General features: G+C 48.3%; 12 protein-coding genes. 6 read left to right on the top strand and 6 right to left on the bottom strand.

Annotation, left to right across the window (positions count from 1 at the left end; translation table 11 throughout):
- Window positions 1-161 precede the first annotated feature (161 nt).
- Window positions 162-1,022 carry a class I SAM-dependent methyltransferase gene (locus A596_RS02080; protein WP_039912365.1) on the top strand — a complete coding sequence of 287 codons (861 nt, stop codon included), beginning with the start codon at window positions 162-164 and terminating at the stop codon, window positions 1,020-1,022.
- Window positions 1,023-1,639: 617 nt separating this feature from the next.
- Window positions 1,640-3,316, top strand: coding sequence for a cellulase family glycosylhydrolase (locus A596_RS02075; protein WP_039912364.1), 1,677 nt, complete (start codon window positions 1,640-1,642; stop codon window positions 3,314-3,316).
- A 117-nt stretch (window positions 3,317-3,433) separates the two neighbouring features.
- On the opposite strand, the gene A596_RS21825 is transcribed toward A596_RS02075, so the two are convergent.
- The 3 genes from A596_RS21825 to A596_RS02060 all read right to left on the bottom strand — a co-directional run bounded on the left by A596_RS21825 (window position 3,434) and on the right by A596_RS02060 (window position 7,795).
- Window positions 3,434-5,638 carry a sugar-binding protein gene (locus A596_RS21825; protein ID WP_052417151.1) on the bottom strand — a complete coding sequence of 735 codons (2,205 nt, stop codon included), beginning with the start codon at window positions 5,636-5,638 and terminating at the stop codon, window positions 3,434-3,436.
- Window positions 5,639-5,907: 269 nt separating this feature from the next.
- On the bottom strand, window positions 5,908-6,648 hold the full coding sequence (locus A596_RS02065) for a LytR/AlgR family response regulator transcription factor (protein WP_039912362.1): 741 nt from the start codon (window positions 6,646-6,648) through the stop codon (window positions 5,908-5,910).
- Between the two features lie 49 nt (window positions 6,649-6,697).
- The gene (locus A596_RS02060) at window positions 6,698-7,795 is read right to left on the bottom strand and encodes a sensor histidine kinase (RefSeq protein ID WP_084127937.1); all 1,098 of its coding nucleotides are present in this window, start codon (window positions 7,793-7,795) and stop codon (window positions 6,698-6,700) included.
- Window positions 7,796-7,986: 191 nt separating this feature from the next.
- Between A596_RS02060 and argH the strand changes: the two genes are divergently transcribed.
- The 4 genes from argH to A596_RS21820 all read left to right on the top strand — a co-directional run bounded on the left by argH (window position 7,987) and on the right by A596_RS21820 (window position 15,943).
- Window positions 7,987-9,387, top strand: coding sequence for an argininosuccinate lyase (gene argH / locus A596_RS02055; RefSeq protein WP_039912361.1), 1,401 nt, complete (start codon window positions 7,987-7,989; stop codon window positions 9,385-9,387).
- A 256-nt stretch (window positions 9,388-9,643) separates the two neighbouring features.
- Complete coding sequence (locus tag A596_RS02050; protein ID WP_235425595.1) at window positions 9,644-12,394, top strand: hybrid sensor histidine kinase/response regulator; 2,751 nt, start codon at window positions 9,644-9,646, stop codon at window positions 12,392-12,394.
- A 20-nt stretch (window positions 12,395-12,414) separates the two neighbouring features.
- On the top strand, window positions 12,415-15,324 hold the full coding sequence (locus A596_RS02045; protein ID WP_039912360.1) for a class I adenylate cyclase: 2,910 nt from the start codon (window positions 12,415-12,417) through the stop codon (window positions 15,322-15,324).
- 211 nt (window positions 15,325-15,535) lie between these two features.
- Window positions 15,536-15,943, top strand: a complete 408-nt coding sequence (locus A596_RS21820) for a DUF4488 domain-containing protein (RefSeq protein ID WP_152600075.1) — start codon at window positions 15,536-15,538, stop codon at window positions 15,941-15,943.
- 75 nt (window positions 15,944-16,018) lie between these two features.
- Here A596_RS21820 and A596_RS02035 read toward each other — a convergent pair whose 3' ends face one another.
- From A596_RS02035 to A596_RS02025, 3 genes are all read right to left on the bottom strand, one after another.
- Window positions 16,019-16,663 carry a PEP-CTERM sorting domain-containing protein gene (locus A596_RS02035; protein WP_039912359.1) on the bottom strand — a complete coding sequence of 215 codons (645 nt, stop codon included), beginning with the start codon at window positions 16,661-16,663 and terminating at the stop codon, window positions 16,019-16,021.
- A 275-nt stretch (window positions 16,664-16,938) separates the two neighbouring features.
- Window positions 16,939-18,312, bottom strand: a complete 1,374-nt coding sequence (locus A596_RS02030) for a sensor histidine kinase (RefSeq protein ID WP_052417149.1) — start codon at window positions 18,310-18,312, stop codon at window positions 16,939-16,941.
- Window positions 18,313-18,433: 121 nt separating this feature from the next.
- A complete protein-coding gene (locus A596_RS02025) occupies window positions 18,434-18,937 on the bottom strand; it encodes an ester cyclase (protein WP_039912357.1) in 504 nt (167 codons plus the stop codon).
- Window positions 18,938-18,976 lie beyond the last annotated feature (39 nt).

The following is an 18,976-nucleotide window of genomic DNA, read 5'->3' as shown; positions in this document are numbered from 1 at the left end:
GTACATTCACGGTATTCTTCGATACGCACCATGCGACCCCGACGTATTTCGGCTTTACAAAAAATAATCGTTTATTACACCCAACAACAACGATAACAGGCAAACTCCAACTCATTTCCAAAAACTACACTTTCCCATCGCCCTGATAAAGGAACATTACCATGAAAAAACTCGCCCTGATTGCGAGCGTAATCTTACTGGGTGCTTGCGCATCTCATTCGCAGAAAAACACATTAAACAAGGAAAATAGCGCGCGTTTGGTGAGCATCACCCAAAGCCTGCCAGCAGAACAGCAAGCGCGCTATGCAGCGCGTCACCCGGTAGAAACACTTTCATTTTTTGGGGTAAAACCCGGCGATACCGTCATTGAAGTTTTACCGGGCGACGGTTGGTATTCAAAAATCCTGGTGCCCTACCTGGGGAAAAACGGACAGTTGATTGGTGTGGACTACAATCTCGACCTATGGCCCAAATTTGGCAGTTGGGTGAATACAGAATTCATGGAAGGCCGTAAACGCTGGCCTGCTGAATGGAGCGGTAAAGCAAAAGCCTGGGGCGGTGCAGATGGCGCAACGGCACAGGCCTATACCTTCGCCACATTGCCGGCCGGCCTCACCGGCAAAGTAGATTCGGTTTTATTTATTCGTGCCCTGCACAATCTGGCAAATTTTGAAAATGATGGCGGCTACCTGACGCAAGCGCTGGCTGAAACAAAACGAGTACTAAAACCCGGCGGTGTTGTCGGTATCGTCCAGCATGCAATGAGTGAAGAGAAACCCGATGATTGGGCATCCGGAAAAAACGGTTATTTAAAACGCTCGCGTATTGTTAGCTTTATGGAAAAGGCTGGTTTTGAATTCGTTGCTGAAAGTGATATCAACAAAAACCCGAAAGATGACCCACAAGCAGGTGAAAATGTCTGGCGTTTACCACCCAGCCTGGATGCCAGGGACGCCGATAAGGAAAAATATCGCGCAATTGGTGAATCAAATCGCGTAACCCTATTATTTAGAAAAAAGTAATTTTTAAATAATCGGCTTTAAAAAAGTTTTTACCTCGACGAAACAATCTCGCAATTATCTATTAGCGATACAGAAAAAGGTTTTGGTGTTTCACCAAAACCTTTTTCTTTTTTAAACACAACGGCTGAAATGATCCAGGGCGATTAGGTTGCCGCGAATCATGGATTCGGTTTGCCCTTTGAACACCGGGTCCCAGCCAGGGCTGTCGATGGAATCAATAGGCAAAACCATAGATGAAAGTGGAATTCAGGAAAGTATCGGCAAACAGTGAATAAGTGCAGATTCCTTGTGAATGTGCGCTAATTGGCGGATTTTCTGCTTGTGTACACGGTTACATAGGAATAATATGTAACCGATTACAAATCATGCCCACCCGCTTTTATAATAATTATCGCCGCGATGTTTCCGGGATTTTTCTCTCCAAAAATCCTGCGCGAGCCAGGGTCATGATTGCAATTACCAGCAAAGCTGTTCATCTCCCAACGGATTTCCCGGTGCATTGCACTGGTTAAACTGACGGCAGTGCGCACGCAATTTGATAACAATAACCACGCTCGCCCGACCCGGCGCCACCAAACCGCCGCTCGCGCAAGCCCTCTCTGCAAGGAAACCACTCTATGAAACAATTCGTCACTAACGCCAGAAAACACCTGCAACGCACAGCGCTGGCAATCCTGGCGTCTGCGATGGTCGCTCCGGCATTTGCCGGCTGGAGCGTCAGCGGTTCGCAAATCCTGGATCCCAACGGCAATCCGTTTGTATTCCGCGGTGTTAACCACGCCCATGCCTGGTATCCGGATCGCCTTAACCAGTCACTGCGCGATATCGCCGCCACGGGCGCCAACTCGGTACGCGTAGTCCTGGCTAATGGTACCCAGTGGACACGCAACAGCGGTGCTGATGTAACTAACGTAATTAACCAATGCAAGGCCAACAAACTGGTGTGCGTACTGGAAGTGCACGACTCAACTGGCTATGGAGAAAGCGCGGCAGCTACCCATATCAGCCGTGCGACCGAATATTGGTTAAGTGCAGATATCAAAGCCGCGATCATCGGCCAGGAAGATTATGTAATTGTGAATATTGCCAACGAACCCTTCGGCAATAGCACTTCCGCGACTACCTATACCAACGACACCATCACCGGCGTGCGCGCATTACGCAGCGGTGGTTTAACACATCAGTTAATGGTCGATGCCGCCAATTGGGGACAGGATTGGCAAAATGCCATGCGCGATAACGCCCCCGCCATTTTCGCCGCCGATACCCTGAAAAACACCGTGTTTTCCGTGCATATGTACGAGGTGTACAACAGCGCGAGCATTGTGCAGAGCTACCTGAGCAGCTTCCAAACCCGCGGTTTGCCGATTGTGGTGGGTGAGTTCGGTGCAGAGCACAACGGCAGCAATGTGGCGGAAGAAGCGATTCTCCAATACGCGCAGGATATGCGCATCGGTTATCTGGGCTGGAGCTGGAGCGGTAACGGCGGCTGTTGTGTGCAACTGGATATCGTCAACAACTGGAACGCGGCTTCGCTCAGCACCTGGGGCAACTTCCTGATCAACAGTACCAACGGCATCAAGGCCACATCGCGCCTGGCGACGCACTTTGGTGCTACACCAAGCTCTTCGAGCAGCTCGCGTTCGAGCGTGGCTCCAGGCAGTTCTTCCGTGCCCTCTTCTACCCCGGCAACCAGTTCATCCAGTATTCGCTCCAGTTCATCGTCGGTGAACAACACTGGCGGGACTTGCAACTGGTATGGCAATCGCTACCCGATTTGCGTCAGCACACCGTCAGGCTGGGGCTGGGAAAACCAGCAAAGTTGTGTGGGCCGCACCAGTTGTGCCGCGTTACCGGCGCCGTTTGGAATCGAAGGCAATACTGCGTCCAGCACACCGTCTACCAGCAGCAGTTCCAGCAGCACACCGGCAACATCGAGCAGTCGCAGTAGCGTGACACCACCGTCCAGCAGCTCAAGCAGTGTGAATAACAACACCGGAGGATTGACCTGTACTTACGTGGTTTCCAATTCCTGGGGCTCGGGTTTTACCGGTGCGATTCGCGTCACCAATTCCGGCACCAGTGCGAAATCCGGCTGGACCGCGAGCTGGCAATACAGCGGCAATAATCGCCTCACCAGTTCATGGAATACGACCCTCACGGGAAGCAACCCTTACAGCGCCACCGGCCTTGGCTGGAATAGTAATATCGGCGCAGGTCAAACCGTGGAGTTTGGTTTCCAGGGCAATACCAATGGTGGCAGTGTAGAAACACCGGCAGTGACCTGTCGTTGATTTTTTGCGGCAAAACAATCGCACACCTGATGTGAGCGATGTGTTGACCTGATAATAAAACCCCGCTTTTTACAGCGGGGTTTTATTGTTTACGCAGGGGTTTTCTACACGCAAAACTTACTCAACCAGGCGCAAGGAGCCAAATACGCTGGCATCCAGGTAACCCTGATTATTTTTGTGGCCCGGGGTATTTACCGAACCCATCATGCTTTCGCGCTGCGGGCTGCCATCGTTATCGATGTAACACGCGGAGAATCCCATGAGTTTTCCGGAGAAAAGTTTGAGCGGGGTATTGGTTTTCCAATCGGCATAATCCTCGCCATAAATACGCACGCGAATTTCCCACAAGTGTTTACTGCCAACACTCACCAATCGGGTATCGATATGGTCATTCAGCAATTTCGGACCAGAGGTGGTGTAATCCACCACATCGCCATAGGTGCTGATGTGATACGCCCAGGCACTGGTGTTGTAACCGTGCTGGCCGCCGTTTTTGTTTTCATCGATAAACAATTCAACGGTGTCATCTTCCCAATAGCGATCCAACGCATCGCGCACGCCGTCGTAAATGCGGTCATCGGTGATATCGAACAACAGGTACAGATAATCCTCATCCCACAAGGCTTTGTAACGACCACTGTAATCCTGTGCCGATGGATTGGGTTGCGTACCGAGCCAGAACACATCGATGGGTGCCCATGAAGCGCGATCCCACACAGCATCGGCGCTGCCATCAATGACCGGCGCGGTCGTTGCGCGGGGTGCATCGTAATGATTGGGTACACTGCTAACGCTTGAACTGGATGAACTGCGAATACTGCTGCTGGACGATGATGAACTCACCACCGTACCCACCGTCACCGGAATGGTTTTAGTGCCGTCACCCCAATCCCCGTGAGCCGTGAGCTGAATGTTGTAGGTTCCCGGCGCGGCGTAAGTGTACGACTCCAGCAAACGACCCGCCCCCACACTGCTACTGCCGCCACTACCGGCACCACCAAAATTCCATTCCAATGAGCGGGCTTGAGTAGAGCCACGCGCATCCACGTTTACCTTCAAACCATCAATCGTATAAGTGAAGCTTGCATTGCCAACAGTGTCCTGGAATACACCACAGCGGTATGCGACATAGCCCTGCACGGTATCTGCTAATTGGCCATCCGATACCGTGAGGGTCACCGGTGTAGACGTGGTGGTATTGCAATCGTTGAACGATTGCCTGGTAGAGCCCATAAATTGCCCCTCACCAAAATCCCATAAGTAACTGAGCCCGCTTTCCGCATCGTAAGAGGTATTGGCGTAAGCGATGATGCGCTGGTTATCGCGCACGAGGTTGAGCACCGCAATAGGCGGCTGGTTGCTACCGGAGCCGGTGAGCGTGACGGATTCCTGTTTTTCACTGCTGGCGGTGCCATCGTCCACGGTCAATGTCACCGTGTAGGTACCGGGTGTTTTATAGGTATGCCAGGCATCGCCATAACTGATTGCCGCTCCATCACCAAATCCGATGGAGTATTTCAACTTATCGCCATCTTCATCAGTAGATGCCAACGCGTTAGCACGCACCGTTAACCCCTCTGCCGTCAGCGCCAGGCGTGCAACCGGTGGATGATTAACACCTTTGGAACTGCTCGAACCTGCTGAAGAGTTAGATGAAGGTTGTGAACTCGCACTGGAAAAACTGGAATTCGAATTGCGCACACTGCTGGAAGAGCCCGCCGAAAAACTGCTCGCGCTGCGGCTGGATACACTGTGGAAACTGCTGTAACTGCTTGATGACAAAATATCAATCGGCACACTGCTGGAGCTCCGGCTTGATGAACTTCTGGCGCTGCTGTAACTGCTCGACGATAAAATATCGATAGGTAAACTGCTCGAACTTCTGCTGCTCGGCACACTGGATCGACTGCTAGTCGACGGGTTGCTCACTGGCGACGAACACACGTTGCCAGTCACTACCGGGCGCGCTGCCGGCGAATTCGCAACACCTTTATTGCCTTGCACACCGAACTCAATTGTTTGCCCGGGGTTAATCTGGTTATTCCAGCCAACGCTGGTTGCGGTGTAAGGATTGTTGCCACTGATGTTGGCATTCCAGCCGCCGGTGCGCGTTGAACCATCAGTATAAGACCAATTAACCGACCAGCCATTGATGGGTGTGCTGGTGTCATTGGTGATACGCACAGCGGCCACAAAGCCGGTGTTCCAATCGCTTTGGATGACGTATTCACAACGCGCCGCAAAACTGCCGGAGGCGTGTAACGTTAAGCCTGCGCCTAACACAAAAGCTGACTGCCGAAATATTTTTTTTGAGATACTCATTATTCCCTCGACGATGAATGGATTGAACGCGTCCCCCTATAGGGAAAAGCGTCGCATTGTCGAGGGAATAAACAATCAAAAAAGGAAGGACATCTCTTTTTACAAATTACTGGCATCCAAATTAAATAAAATACCCGTAATTTTTTTTGGTAAGAATGATTGCGAATGGTTAACCATATAAATGCCGTTGTTTTATCAACGCCGTAGCAAAAACGCCATTACAGCAATCATTATTGATTGTTCATGACGATATTTTTCAAGTACCACTTTTACATCATTTTCAAGAGGTCTTTCAGGTCACTCACGTGCCGGCGGCTAATAACCGGGCGCATATCGGTATCAGCAAGCCGCACCTGGTATTGGCCCTGGACGGTGCGTTCCAGTGCTTCAATATGTTTGGCGGACACTAATGAGTTGCGATGGATACGCACAAAACGCCCGGAAAATTCTTCCTCCAACTCCTTCAAGGTTTCATCCAGCAAATGTTCACCACTGCGATGATAAACCGTCACATATTTATGGTCTGCCAAAAAGTAACGTACATCTTCCAGCGGAATTAATTCCACCCCGCGCCGGGTTTTGGCACTGATATGTGTACGCTGGTTTTCTTTTTTGGGCGTTGGATTTTTTTGCGCTGCCACGCGCTGGATTTTATTGAGCTTGGTTGCCTTTTCCAGCACTTGTAATAATTGCTCGGCCTTGACCGGTTTGAGCAAATAACCTACCGCATTGGTACCGAATGCATCCAGCGCATATTGATCGTATGCCGTGCAAAAAATTATCGCCGGAGGATCTTCCAATGCAGCAATATCGCGCGCAAGTGAAAGCCCGTCGCGGCCCGGCATCTGGATATCCAGCAAGACGATGTCCGGATCATGCGCCGCAATGGCAACCATGGCTTCATCGGCACCATCCGCTTCAGCGACTACCGAAAAGCCATCAATTTTTTCAACCATGCGTACCAGCCGCTGCCGCGCCAGTGCTTCATCGTCGACGATCAATACATCCATAATTATTTTCCTGGTGGATGATGTTTAAAAATATTTAATTGCGCAGCTCTCACACTGCCAGCGGACAAAATATATAGGTGGTAAATATGCCGTTTTCCGCACTGCTGGATAAACGCGCAGCACTGCCAAAATGCGCAGTCAACCGACGACGGATATTATCCAATGCCATGCGGTTATGGCGCTGGGAATGCTCGTGGTTTTGCACATTCTTTTTTGCCAGCATATAAGGGTTACAAATAACAATGCTGAGTTGCTTATCGTTTTGCGAAACCTTGATCGTAATTTTCCCACCCTTGGGCATAGGTTCAACGCCGTGGAAGATCGCGTTCTCGACCAGGGGTTGCAACATCAGGCTGGGAATTTTTACATCACTATTGTAGCTGCCAATCTGCCAATCCACCTGCAACCGACGCCCCAAACGCAGCTGCTCAATTTCCAGGTAATGTTTACATAAGGTGAGCTCGCGCTCCAGCGGAATCAATGTCGGTTCCGCCAGGCTCGCGCGAAACAATTCCGATAAATCCTCAACCACACGTTCGGCGGTATCGGGATCAGTGCTGATCAAACTGGCAATCGCATTCATACTGTTAAATAAAAAATGCGGACGAATACGCGATTGCAACGCCTGGATGCGCGCCTGCATTTCCGCTTGCTGCTGGTTGCGCAATTGCTGCTGCAAATAGAGGTAACGCAACAGGATGCCGGAGAGAATCGCTGCAATCACAAGGTTGTCTAACAACAACCAGTAATCAAATGTGAAGTGTTGATCATCGACAAATAACAAACCGCTTGCGCCGTAAATAATCCATTGTCCCAACGTCGACAACACCAGCGTAATGACCAATACCAACACATAACTGGCGGTACCCGCTTGCACCTGGGTTTGCTGCCCCAGCCAAAAACGCATCCGGCATAACGCCATCGCACTGAACAATACAATCCATTGCACCTGGACCGAGATTAGCGCGAGCTTGTCCCAGCTGAAATCCCGCAGGCCGGATGAGGCGCTGATGGTCAGCAATAACGCCAGCAATTCCGCAACCAATACCAGCAGGAACAATGCCTGGCTATTACACAAATCCGGCAAAAACGGGTTAATGGGCTCGCGCGCTTCAACGCGGGTATTTTTGACCCTGGGTGCAGGCATAAATCCTCTATCGTTCACGGGATGGTTTTTACAGGTTCGATCACGCCGCAGCGCACCTTATTGGCTATGCCTTGGGCTATAATGCGCGGCCTGCGGCGCAGCAGCCGTTTTTATATCCGCACAAATCGCGAATCTTAGCCTAGCTGCACCTGCCATCTCTTTCATTATTTAAAGTTTGTGGACACTTCCTCATGAGCCAGAATGACCAGCCCATCAAACCCTGGGGCGGCCGCTTCAGTGAAGCTACCGACGCCTTCGTCGAGCGTTTTACCGCCTCCATTGGTTTTGATTACCGCCTTTACCACCACGATATCAATGGCTCCATCGCCCATGCGACCATGCTCGCCAAAGTCGGCGTACTCACCGACGCCGAGCGCGACCAGATCATTACCGGCCTGGAAGAGATTCGTGCGGAAATCGTCGCGGGCAAATTTACCTGGTCTGTGAGCCTTGAAGATGTGCACATGAACATCGAAGCACTGCTCACCCAGCGCATCGGCATCACCGGAAAAAAACTTCATACCGGACGCTCGCGCAACGATCAAGTTGCCACCGACATCCGCCTGTATTTGCGCGACGAAATCGATGCAATCGCCAAAGAACTTACCCGCTTGCAACAAGGCTTACTGCAAGTCGCCGAAGCCAATGCCGATACCATCATGCCCGGCTTCACCCATTTGCAAACTGCCCAACCAGTGACCTTTGGCCATCATTTATTAGCCTGGTTTGAAATGTTGCAGCGCGATTATGGCCGCCTGCAGGATTGCCGCAAACGCGTGAACCAATCACCGCTTGGCGCCGCCGCACTGGCAGGAACTACCTACCCGATTGATCGCGCTTACACGGCACAATTGCTGGGTTTTGATGCACCGACCGAAAACTCGCTCGATTCCGTCAGTGACCGCGACTTTGCCATCGAATTCGCCGCCTTCGCCAGCTTGCTGATGATGCACTTGTCGCGCGCGAGCGAAGAGCTGGTGCTGTGGACTTCATCGCAATTCAGCTTTATCGATTTGCCGGATCGTTTCTGCACCGGTTCATCCATCATGCCGCAAAAGAAAAACCCGGATGTACCTGAGCTGGTGCGCGGTAAAACCGGCCGCGTCTACGGTCACCTGACTGCACTGTTAACCCTGATGAAATCCCAGCCATTGGCGTACAACAAAGACAACCAGGAAGATAAAGAGCCGGTATTCGATGCGATCGATACCGTAAAAGATTGCCTGCGCGCTTTCGCCGATATGGTGCCTGCAATCCAGCCACGCAAAGAAAAAATGTACGAAGCGGCCAAACGCGGCTTCTCCACGGCCACCGATCTGGCGGACTACCTTGTCCGTCGCGGCGTACCTTTCCGCGATGCGCATGAGATTGTCGGCAAGTCAGTTGCCCACGGCGTGCAAACCGGAAAAGATTTATCGGAAATGAGCCTCGCTGAATTGCAGCAATTCTCTACCGTGATTGAACAGGACGTATTTGCCGTGTTAACACTGGAGGGTTCAGTGGCTGCGCGCAACCACATCGGCGGCACTGCACCGGCACAAGTCAAAGCCGCTGTTGCGCGCGCGAAAGACAATCTCGCCAACCGCAAATAAGTTTTTACCCGCCCAACTAAAAACGCCGCATCGTTTAACGGTGCGGCGTTTTTTTACCCCGTGATAATTAACGTTCCCCCGGCAAAGAAACCTCCTTCTCATTCATTTATTGATACGTCATTGCAGCTCATCGCCACTTGGCGCATTTTTCATTCTTTATTATAGTTGTCGCTGGTATTTGCACAGCCATGGGCTAGGCTTTGAGTCTGGCAGTGTGTTTTTTGTCCAGATCACCAACGAGGCATGCAGATCAAGCATGGGTAAAAAATCTTTGCATTCAGGCGATTCTGAAGAGGCACTAGCAGCAAAAATTCAGCTGCTGGAGGAGGAGCTCGCATCCCTGAAACAAAGCCTGCAAGCCAAACACGCTATTAATACCTTACGCACCAGCGCGCAAAATCCCCTCATAGATTCCGATCAGGATGCACCGGGCCCACTCAATAAAAGTGAAGGTGCGATTTTTGATGAGACCTGGGTCCAGGAAACCCTGAGATACCTCGTCAAGCAACAGCACCCACACAGTATCCAGCAAGTCCTGCGCAAAGTTGGCAGCCTGCTCGGGCTGCGCGAAATCGGGATTTGGAACTGGGATCAGCAAGACGCACAACTCTATCTGCTCAGCCAATGGTGTGTATCTGACTTAAACGTTACCAGTCGCAACTACTTGCAAGCACCCGCATGGCTGCACTTCGCGATTAAAGCCGGCTCCGCCGAACGGCGCCTGCTGGAAGAAAATCAGTCACTGATATTGTCGGCAACTGATCACGACCAAACCCAAGCCACTGAACCTTTGCGGCAGCTAGGCATTTTTAATAGCCTGATAATCCCGCTCTCGGAACAAAACCAATTACAAGGCTTAATGACCTTGCATCGCGATAATCCTTGCACCTGGCACCAGCAAGATACCAAAGCACTTGGCAGTTTGCTCGGTTGGTTATTTCGCTTTATGCAACAACACGAACAACTGCGCCTGATGAATGATCGCGATACTCGCTATCAATACGCAATGGAAGCAAGCAATGATGGTATTTGGGACTGGAATTTACTCACCAACAAAATTTATTTCAGCCGCAGTTATTTGCGCATGCTCGGCTACGATTACGAAGATTTACCGGGAAACCTGAAGACCTTGCAGGATTATTTTGTCCACCCCGATGATTTGGACAATATGTTGCTGGAATATCAAACGTCTATCGACAACAAGCGTGATTCACTGCAATTGCAGTTCCGCTTGTTGCATCGCGATGGGCATATTATTTGGGTCAATTCCAAGGCCAAGTTTTTTGAGCGGGATCATTTGGACCGCCCCACACGTTGCGTCGGCGTAAATACTGACATTACCGATTTTATAAACTCGCGCGAAGAATTATTGAACGCGAAAGCACAAGCCGATCTTGCCAGTAAAACCAAAAGTGAATTCCTCGCGCGCGTCAGCCACGAAATTCGCACCCCGATGAATGCCATTATCGGTATCGGTTACCTATTACATGACACCCGATTGGATGAGCAACAACAAAGTTATTTAATGAGTGTTAATTCGGCGGCGGATTCGCTACTACAAATCATTAACCAGCTGCTCGACTTTTCCAAAATTGAAGCGGGCCGCGTCATCCTTGAATATGCCCATTTCGACCTTGATCAATTATTTGAAAAAATTTCGCGACTATTTGAAATCAGCGCACTGCATCGCGCCGTAGATATTGTGTATGACATCAAGGCTGATGTGCCGCGCTTTCTGCGAGGTGATGCCTCGCGGCTCAGCCAGATTCTCAGCCATTTACTCAGTAATACATTCCAGTATTCCAATACCAACCAGGTAGTCGTGCGTGTAGCCCGTTTGGCGCAACAGCAAAAACAGAAGCAAGTCGTGTTGCAATTTACCGTAGAAGATAATGGTTTAGGCATGACAGCAGAAAAACTTGCCCACATACGCGAACGCCTGGTCTTCAATAAGTATCATGCCGACACCGAAAAAAATTCTTACGGCTTGGGGATTTGTAGCCACCTTGTACATTTGATGCAAGGTGATTTCCAGATTGATTCCAGTTTAAATAAAGGTTGTAAAGTCACTTTTACGGCTGTATTTGAGCACAGTCACCTGGGTGAAAAAACATTGGTCAATCATCCGCGCGATCTAAATAATATTCGTGTACTGATTGTGGATGACAACACCATTGCGCGCACTATCATCGCTAGTACTGCACGCAGTATCCATTTACAAGCGGATGAAATAGACAACCCGTTCAGCGCTATTGAGCGCATTCGCCAGGCAGATAACCTGGGCCAGCCGTATCATTTTATATTGCTGGATTATCGCATGCCCAACATTAATGGCTTGCAACTTACCGGCTTGATCAAATCAGACAACAGCTTGAAACAAAAACCCCGGGTATTTTTAATTTCAGCCTATCATCGCGATGAAATCTCCAGCGCTGATCCCAACGCTATTCTGGTGGATGAATTTTTAAGTAAACCGGTGAGTGAGTCGCGGTTATTTGATGCGATTAGCCAGGCAATCGGGCGCGAACAGTTATTGCAACAAATCAGCCCGGAAGTGCTCATCCACGATGAATCACTCGACATCCTGGAAAATACCCGCATGCTGGTAGTAGAAGACAATATTGTGAACCAGCAAGTTATCCGTGGCATCTTGAAAAAGAAACATATTCACACCAGTATCGCCGGCAATGGCATTGAGGCGTTGAAGATATTGGAAAATACTACTGAATCCTTCGACATTATTTTAATGGACCTGGAAATGCCGGAGATGGATGGTTTGGAAGCAACCAAACGTATTCGCGCAGGCCAATTGCGCAACAACAATCAACCACAATATATCCCTATTGTTGCTGTGACAGCACAAGCCATGCGCGGTGATCGCGAACGTTGCCTGGCAGCAGGTATGAATGGTTATTTATCCAAACCGGTTAATCCTGAATTACTTTACAATACACTCGCCGATATACTACGCAAAAAAAAAGTCACTAACGATAACCTGCAGCGCTAACTCCAAGGCCATCAACGTCCATGCACTCTCGTCCGATAGATATTCATGACATTGATGAAGGTATTGACCGCAAGCAATTAACCCAGCTCAAACAACGCTTTCTCGATTTAAATCGTGTGCGCTATGAGCGGACCTGTGCTGCATTGTCTGACCGCCAGCAACATTTTTTACAATTATTGCCGCTGCTTTTTCATGTGAATCATCCGATGCTACCGGGTTATATCTCCCATTCAACACCGGCAGGAATCTATCAATACCAACCCTCCGCGGATGAGCTACGCCAGGCAAAAATCCTCGCACGCAGTTTTCAATACAATCGCGATCTCACTGAAAAAACCTATTCAATAGATGCATTGTTTATCATGGGAAGCGTCGGCACCATCGCTCAAAGTGGCGCCAGTGATTTGGATATCTGGGTATGCCATAGCTTGGTTGGCAACGACAGCGCATTGCAGGAGTTGGAACGAAAATGCCAACTGATTAGTCAATGGGCTGAACAACAAATTCATTTGGAAGTACATTGTTTCCTGATGCATAGCGATGATTTTGCCAACCAGCGCGGCAAGCGAATGAGTAGTGAAGGCAGTGGCTCAGCGCAGCATTTTTTGTTGTTGGATGAATTTTACCGCACCGCATTGTGGTTAGCAGGAAAGGTTCCGCTCTGGTGGTTTATACCTGCAACACAGGAAGACAATTACAGTGTTTATCGCGAAAAATTGCTGCGCAAACGTTTTATCAAAGAAGAAGATGTTATTGATTTCGGTGGCCTGCCTGAAATTCCGGCCAACGAATTTGTAGGTGCCGGCGTATGGCAATTGTATAAAGCGATTGAGTCCCCTTATAAATCAGTGTTAAAACTACTATTGCTGGAAGCTTATGCCAGTAATACCGCACGAGTCGGTATCGATAATGAAAACGATATTGCCGACGCAATTAAAAATACCAGCGAGCCATTAGCCCTTCGCTTCAAGCGTGCAATTTATGCCGAAACACCGGACGCCAATGCATTAGATCCCTATGTAATGGTGTATCAACGGCTGGAAGATTATTTATATTTACACCATCAGCTTTTGCGCCTGGAGTTAGTGAGGCGCTGTTTTTATTTTAAAGCCAATAACGCATTATCGCGCACCCATCGCCAGACCAATAAATCCTGGCAACGGGCATTATTAGAACAATTGGTAAAAAACTGGAATTGGTCGACGCACCAGCTGCACATGCTCGACAATCGCGCATACTGGAAAGCGCCCCATGTCATCAGCGAACGGGCATTGTTGGTCAATGAATTGAACCAAAGCTACCGCTTGCTGAATGAATTAAATAAACACCACGGCCACGATATTGCGATTAGCAATGAAGAATTAATGATCCTGGGGCGCAAGCTTCACGCGGCGTTCGAGCGCAAGGCAGGGAAGATCGAATGGATTAACCCCGGCATCTCACGTGATCTAAGTGAAGAACATTTATGTTTCATTCTGGAAAAAACAGATGATGGCGAAAGCTGGCAATTATTGCGCGGTAGCTATCATGATCTCGGTGTGCGCAACATCAACGTAGAGCCTATAAAAAGATCACGCAGCTTATTGGAATTATTGCTGTGGTGTCACGCTAATGAAATTCTTACAGGCATAACCAAAAGCGATATTGTCGGCAATGGCTTTATACTGAGCAATCTGCAAAAACAACAACTGATACAGGCACTGCAGCAATGGTTACCCTTGCCATTGGCGATTGATCATCAACAATTCACCCGCCCCGCGAATGTTGAGCGGTTATTATTTATTATTAATATTGGCGTTGAACCCCAGGCTGATCTGCATAAAAAGGGAATGCAAATGCTCAGCAGCCAGAAAGATGCATTGGTGTACACCGGTATGCGTGAAAATTTGATCATCAATGCGGATGTCATTCACCTTAATTCCTGGGGTGAACTGGTGTGCAGGCATTATGCAACCGATGCGCTGGTAAATTGCTTGCAACATTATTTCCGCCTGTTGCCACCCGGAAAAAATTTCAGTATGCCCGAGCTGAGTATTCGTTGTTTCAGCGCCGGCCAGGGTAGCAATATCGCCCAGCGATTAACCGAACTCTGGCGCGATTTGATCAGCTGCTATTACTCAGGTACACGGCCACGCACCAGCCGTTATATTCTTGAAATGGGCGATGAATATTTATTGATACAGATTATCCAGCAGCAACCGCAAATCCAGCGCTTTAAAAGTTATGAAAAACTGCTGGAAAAGCTCGGCCAGGCGCAACCGGAATTCAGCCCGATCGTTATTGATCGTTATGGATTGCGCGACAAACCGCTACGCCTTATTTGTAACACAATAAAACGCAACGGCATTTATGTTTTTTATCAACTGGATAACAACAAAGCCAATATTACGCTTGTCGATGAAAAAGGCTCATTGTTCAACACCATTAGTGAATTTCACAACCAACAAACATTATTGCGCCCGCTGGTTAATTTTATTCGCGCCGCACTACAACGATTGCAATTGGATGGCGACCACGCGGGAAACACATTGGAGCAAGATACCATCTACCTTTATGAACTCACGGGCAATATAAAACTACAACAGGGCCTGGTTGAGGCACGGCATCTCAACAGTGAAATCAGCCAACTGCATTTTATTAATATCAAAGCTATTGCCGAGATGGACCAACAACAATTGCGCTTTACTATTTTTTGCGATGAACAAGAGTTTTCTACCCTTGCTTATGGCGATGATTTATTTAAAGCCGTTGCCAGTTATATTGTGCGCCGTCGCCAGCGCAATGAACGCTATCCGTGCTATATCACCGACCTGGACCTTTCACTTTGCCGCGACATTATTGCCCAACAAACAGGTTTGCAACTGGGCCATTACCTGCAATTAAAAGCAGAGCTGGAACATAAACTTAATAACGCATTGTCCCTTATTTAAGCGCAATATTTATAACTGTTGTTGCTCTGCAACAAATGCATCTTGTAAGTTCCTGCCAATTTATTATTAAGCATACTTATTAATTATTAATTTTTGTTTAGCCCACTGGCTACGGGTAAAAGCTGAGGCATAATCCAGCGGCAGCCATACCAGGCCGCGCATTTAACCTGAACGATCAAACACAACAGAATATAAAGAGAGAGCAATGGCAATGAAAAAATTATTTACAGGATTGGCGCTGTTATTATTTATGCTCAGCCCTTGGGCGAATGCAGGCAAGTTGACCGGTGCATGGGAATTGGAATACGCAATTTATAAAAATGATAAGGGCGAAGTCGTCGGTGAAATTAAAGATAAAGCGACGCTCTCACGCAAAGTGTTATCCGATAATCATTTCACGTTTATTACCTGGGGCAAGGACGGGAAATTTACGGTTGCAGGCTCAGGTACCTACACATTAAAGGGTGAAAGCTATAAAGAGACCGTAGACGCCACTTCCGAGGCAAGGCTCATGGGGAAGACCTACGATTTCAACTGCACCGTTAAAAATGGATTATGGATCCATAAAGGTTTGGAAGACGGTATTTTAATTGAGGAGCATTGGCGTAAGGTTAATTAACCTCATTGTCATTTTTTAGCCCTTCAACATCAAAAAGCAGTAATTAATCATTATCACTGCTTTTTGATTATTTAATTATTGATGACGGATTTTTTTACGCATACCAACGACGCCTAACATCACCAGGCCGGTAAGCAGTAATAAATAACTACTGGTCTCCGGCACCGGGGCAGACTTAATAATCCAGTTATCCGGGTTTGAATCTGCCTGATATAGGAACCCGAGTTCACCAATCACCTGCCATTGTTCATACGCCCTGGGAATTACCAGATCGTATCCCCAGAAATATTTGTCACAATTACAACGATTTTCACCATAAGAGGATTGAATACTGGTAGTTATTCGTTGCGGGCCATCTGATTCAGAAAAAGATTTTTCTTCCACAAAAAAGGAAAGGTCCCAACCAACAATATTACCCGCCAGGTCCCAATCAATAACATTATTAATTGGTGTGAGGTGGAAATTACTCAATACACCAGCATCATTAATGGCGATATCAGCACCCTCGCTCAACGTATTTCCAAAAAACGAAATACTGAACACAGCGGGAGGAGCATCCGCCGAGCCGACACTGTCGTCAGGGTATCCATTCAGGTAACCCTCCTTAAAAAATAAATTATCACTGGTATAGGTAAGCAAGGGATGGGCGCTGGCAATTTGCGCTAGAAATGTCATGAAAGCGGCAACAAAAAGCTGCCGATAGACGCGATGTAGTTTCATATATTCTCCTTAATGCTATTGAGGTGCGATAGTTAGTAATGTTTCATAAAGCAATCAAGGTTGGCGCAACTCACGGGTTATAAACAACCGCATGCAATGTTTAAATATCGAAGCGCCACGACCCGCTATCTATCCGCAAAGATTGCGCCAATCAATTCATGCACAAATAATTTCATGCCAGAAATTTCCAGGATTGCGCAGCAGGTATAAAAAAGCTGCAGGCTGTAACACCGGCAGCTTTTTAATATTGAAGAGCGATTAACATTGAGGAGTAATTAACTTAACGCCAATTGAATGTTGAAACAGGTTCCATGTTCATCATCTGATGTAACTGCCATTTCACCGCGATGGTGATTGGTAATAATGAAATAGGAATACGACAAACGATGCTCCACCGGAAAACTTGAATTGCGGTCGGTGAGCGAAAAGAAGGGTTGGAAAATATCCAGTTGCTCTTCATCCGTTAAACTTTTCCCATTATGCTCAAGTTTGATCCAGAGCGAATCGTAGAATTTTCCGATTTCAATATTAATCCAGGGCTTACTGTGCTCATCCCAGGTTTTTGCATTGAGCGCATAAAATGCATTGCGCATCAAACGCACGAATACCTGCTCCAACTCGGTAGGGAAACACGGAATTTGCGGCAAGTCACTGGCGTAGTTGCGACGGATGTTAATGTATTTAAAGGTCAAACCATTTACATCGGTAAATAAATCGCTCGCCAATTCAATTGCACGATCCATAATCGGCGGAACATCAGCAGATTGCTTGCTGTCGCGATGGCTGCTGGCAAGATCCAGCAAGTTGTGCGCAATAGCCGTGGCTTGTTGCGCACTCAAACGTACCGTTTCAACTTCCTGTAATAAAAATTCTTTTACATTACCCAACTCGGCATTTTCAATTTCCTGGCGCGCACTGGAGACCCGCGCAAAAATAGTATTGATGGGCAAACTGATGTCATAGGCCATCGCCGATGCCAGTTCCCCCATGGCCGATACTTTATCGCGTTCAGCCAATTTATTTTCTGCACTCACCAGCTTGGTCACATCCGAAATCAAAATCACAATGCCGGTATTTTGATTATCGAGCGGATACAGGGTGATGTCGAACGTATATTGGCCGCGCTGGGTATGATTGAGATTGGTGGTCTCACCGCTGGCCAACACCGCCTTCACTTGTTCAACAGTAAGGGTGATTGCCGAATAGGCTTCCCATAAATTTTTTCCGATCACATCCTGCAACGGGCGCCCGGTAATTTCCTCCGCTTTTTTATTCCATTGCGTAATCTGCAATTGCTGGTTCAAACCAATCAACATCACTGGCATGGAATTAACAATACTGCCGATATACGCCTCGCGCTCCTGTAATTGTTCGGTGGTTTGTTGCAAAACCGCAGTGCGCTGGGCGACGCGTTGTTCGAGGTTGGCTTTGATATCAGTAAGTGCGCTATTCCAACGCATGGCACGGCGGTGAGCGCGGATCAGGAAAACCAGTACTATTACCAGGGTAATAATTAAAATCCCGGCCGAGGTGTTTGCAACGTACTGCCATTTAGTGCTGCCATCCGGCTCACGGAAGATGGCGAAAATATCGGCGCTGGCACTAACGCTGGTCAGCGCTAGCGCACAAAAAAGCAGGAGTTGTCTCATCAGGGGAAATCTCATAGCGGCCCGGGGCAAATTCGGCGATAGTTCGCCAGTATTCGGAAATCCGAATCAAGGGCGTGATTTTACTCGATCCCCCCGCGAAAGGAACAGCTTCATTCCGGTATCAGTATCCGCTGGCCACGTTATCCTGGCGATGGCAAGCCGATTGCACCCTGGGGAGGCGATTACCGATCAATGCAGCGTCAGGAACAAACTCAAAGACGCTGCCTTTTTTTGTGGTCATACGCAGGGATTTTTTATACATCCAGGATTCATCAATCAACCCCTCCCGGATACGAAACAGAATGTGCGAGCTGAATTCCAAATATGCGCCGGTCGCGGGCAACCCCATAAATTCTTCATGGTGATAACCACTGATGCGAAAACGCACCAGCACTTGTGAATCGCTGGTGAGCAATGGCTCGATAGTCCATTGCCGCTGCGCAAATACATCGATGAGATAATTAAAAAAACCCTGGTATTCGGCGCGGTTGGCGGGATCAAATTCGGGAAACCCCCAACAGCGAATTTGTGTTGCCAATAGCTTGTCAGGCTGGATAGAAGAACCTGCTAACGCGCTATTCAGAAATTGTTTGACCTGTGCGGCCAGATGTTGGTGATGGTGCATACTCACTCCTTCCCTTGTGGGGATTCTATTAATGCGCAG

It is taken from the genome of Cellvibrio mixtus subsp. mixtus J3-8 (genome assembly GCF_000766945.1).
Lineage (GTDB): Bacteria > Pseudomonadota > Gammaproteobacteria > Pseudomonadales > Cellvibrionaceae > Cellvibrio > Cellvibrio mixtus_A.
This window is presented reverse-complemented; position numbering and strand designations above follow the sequence as displayed.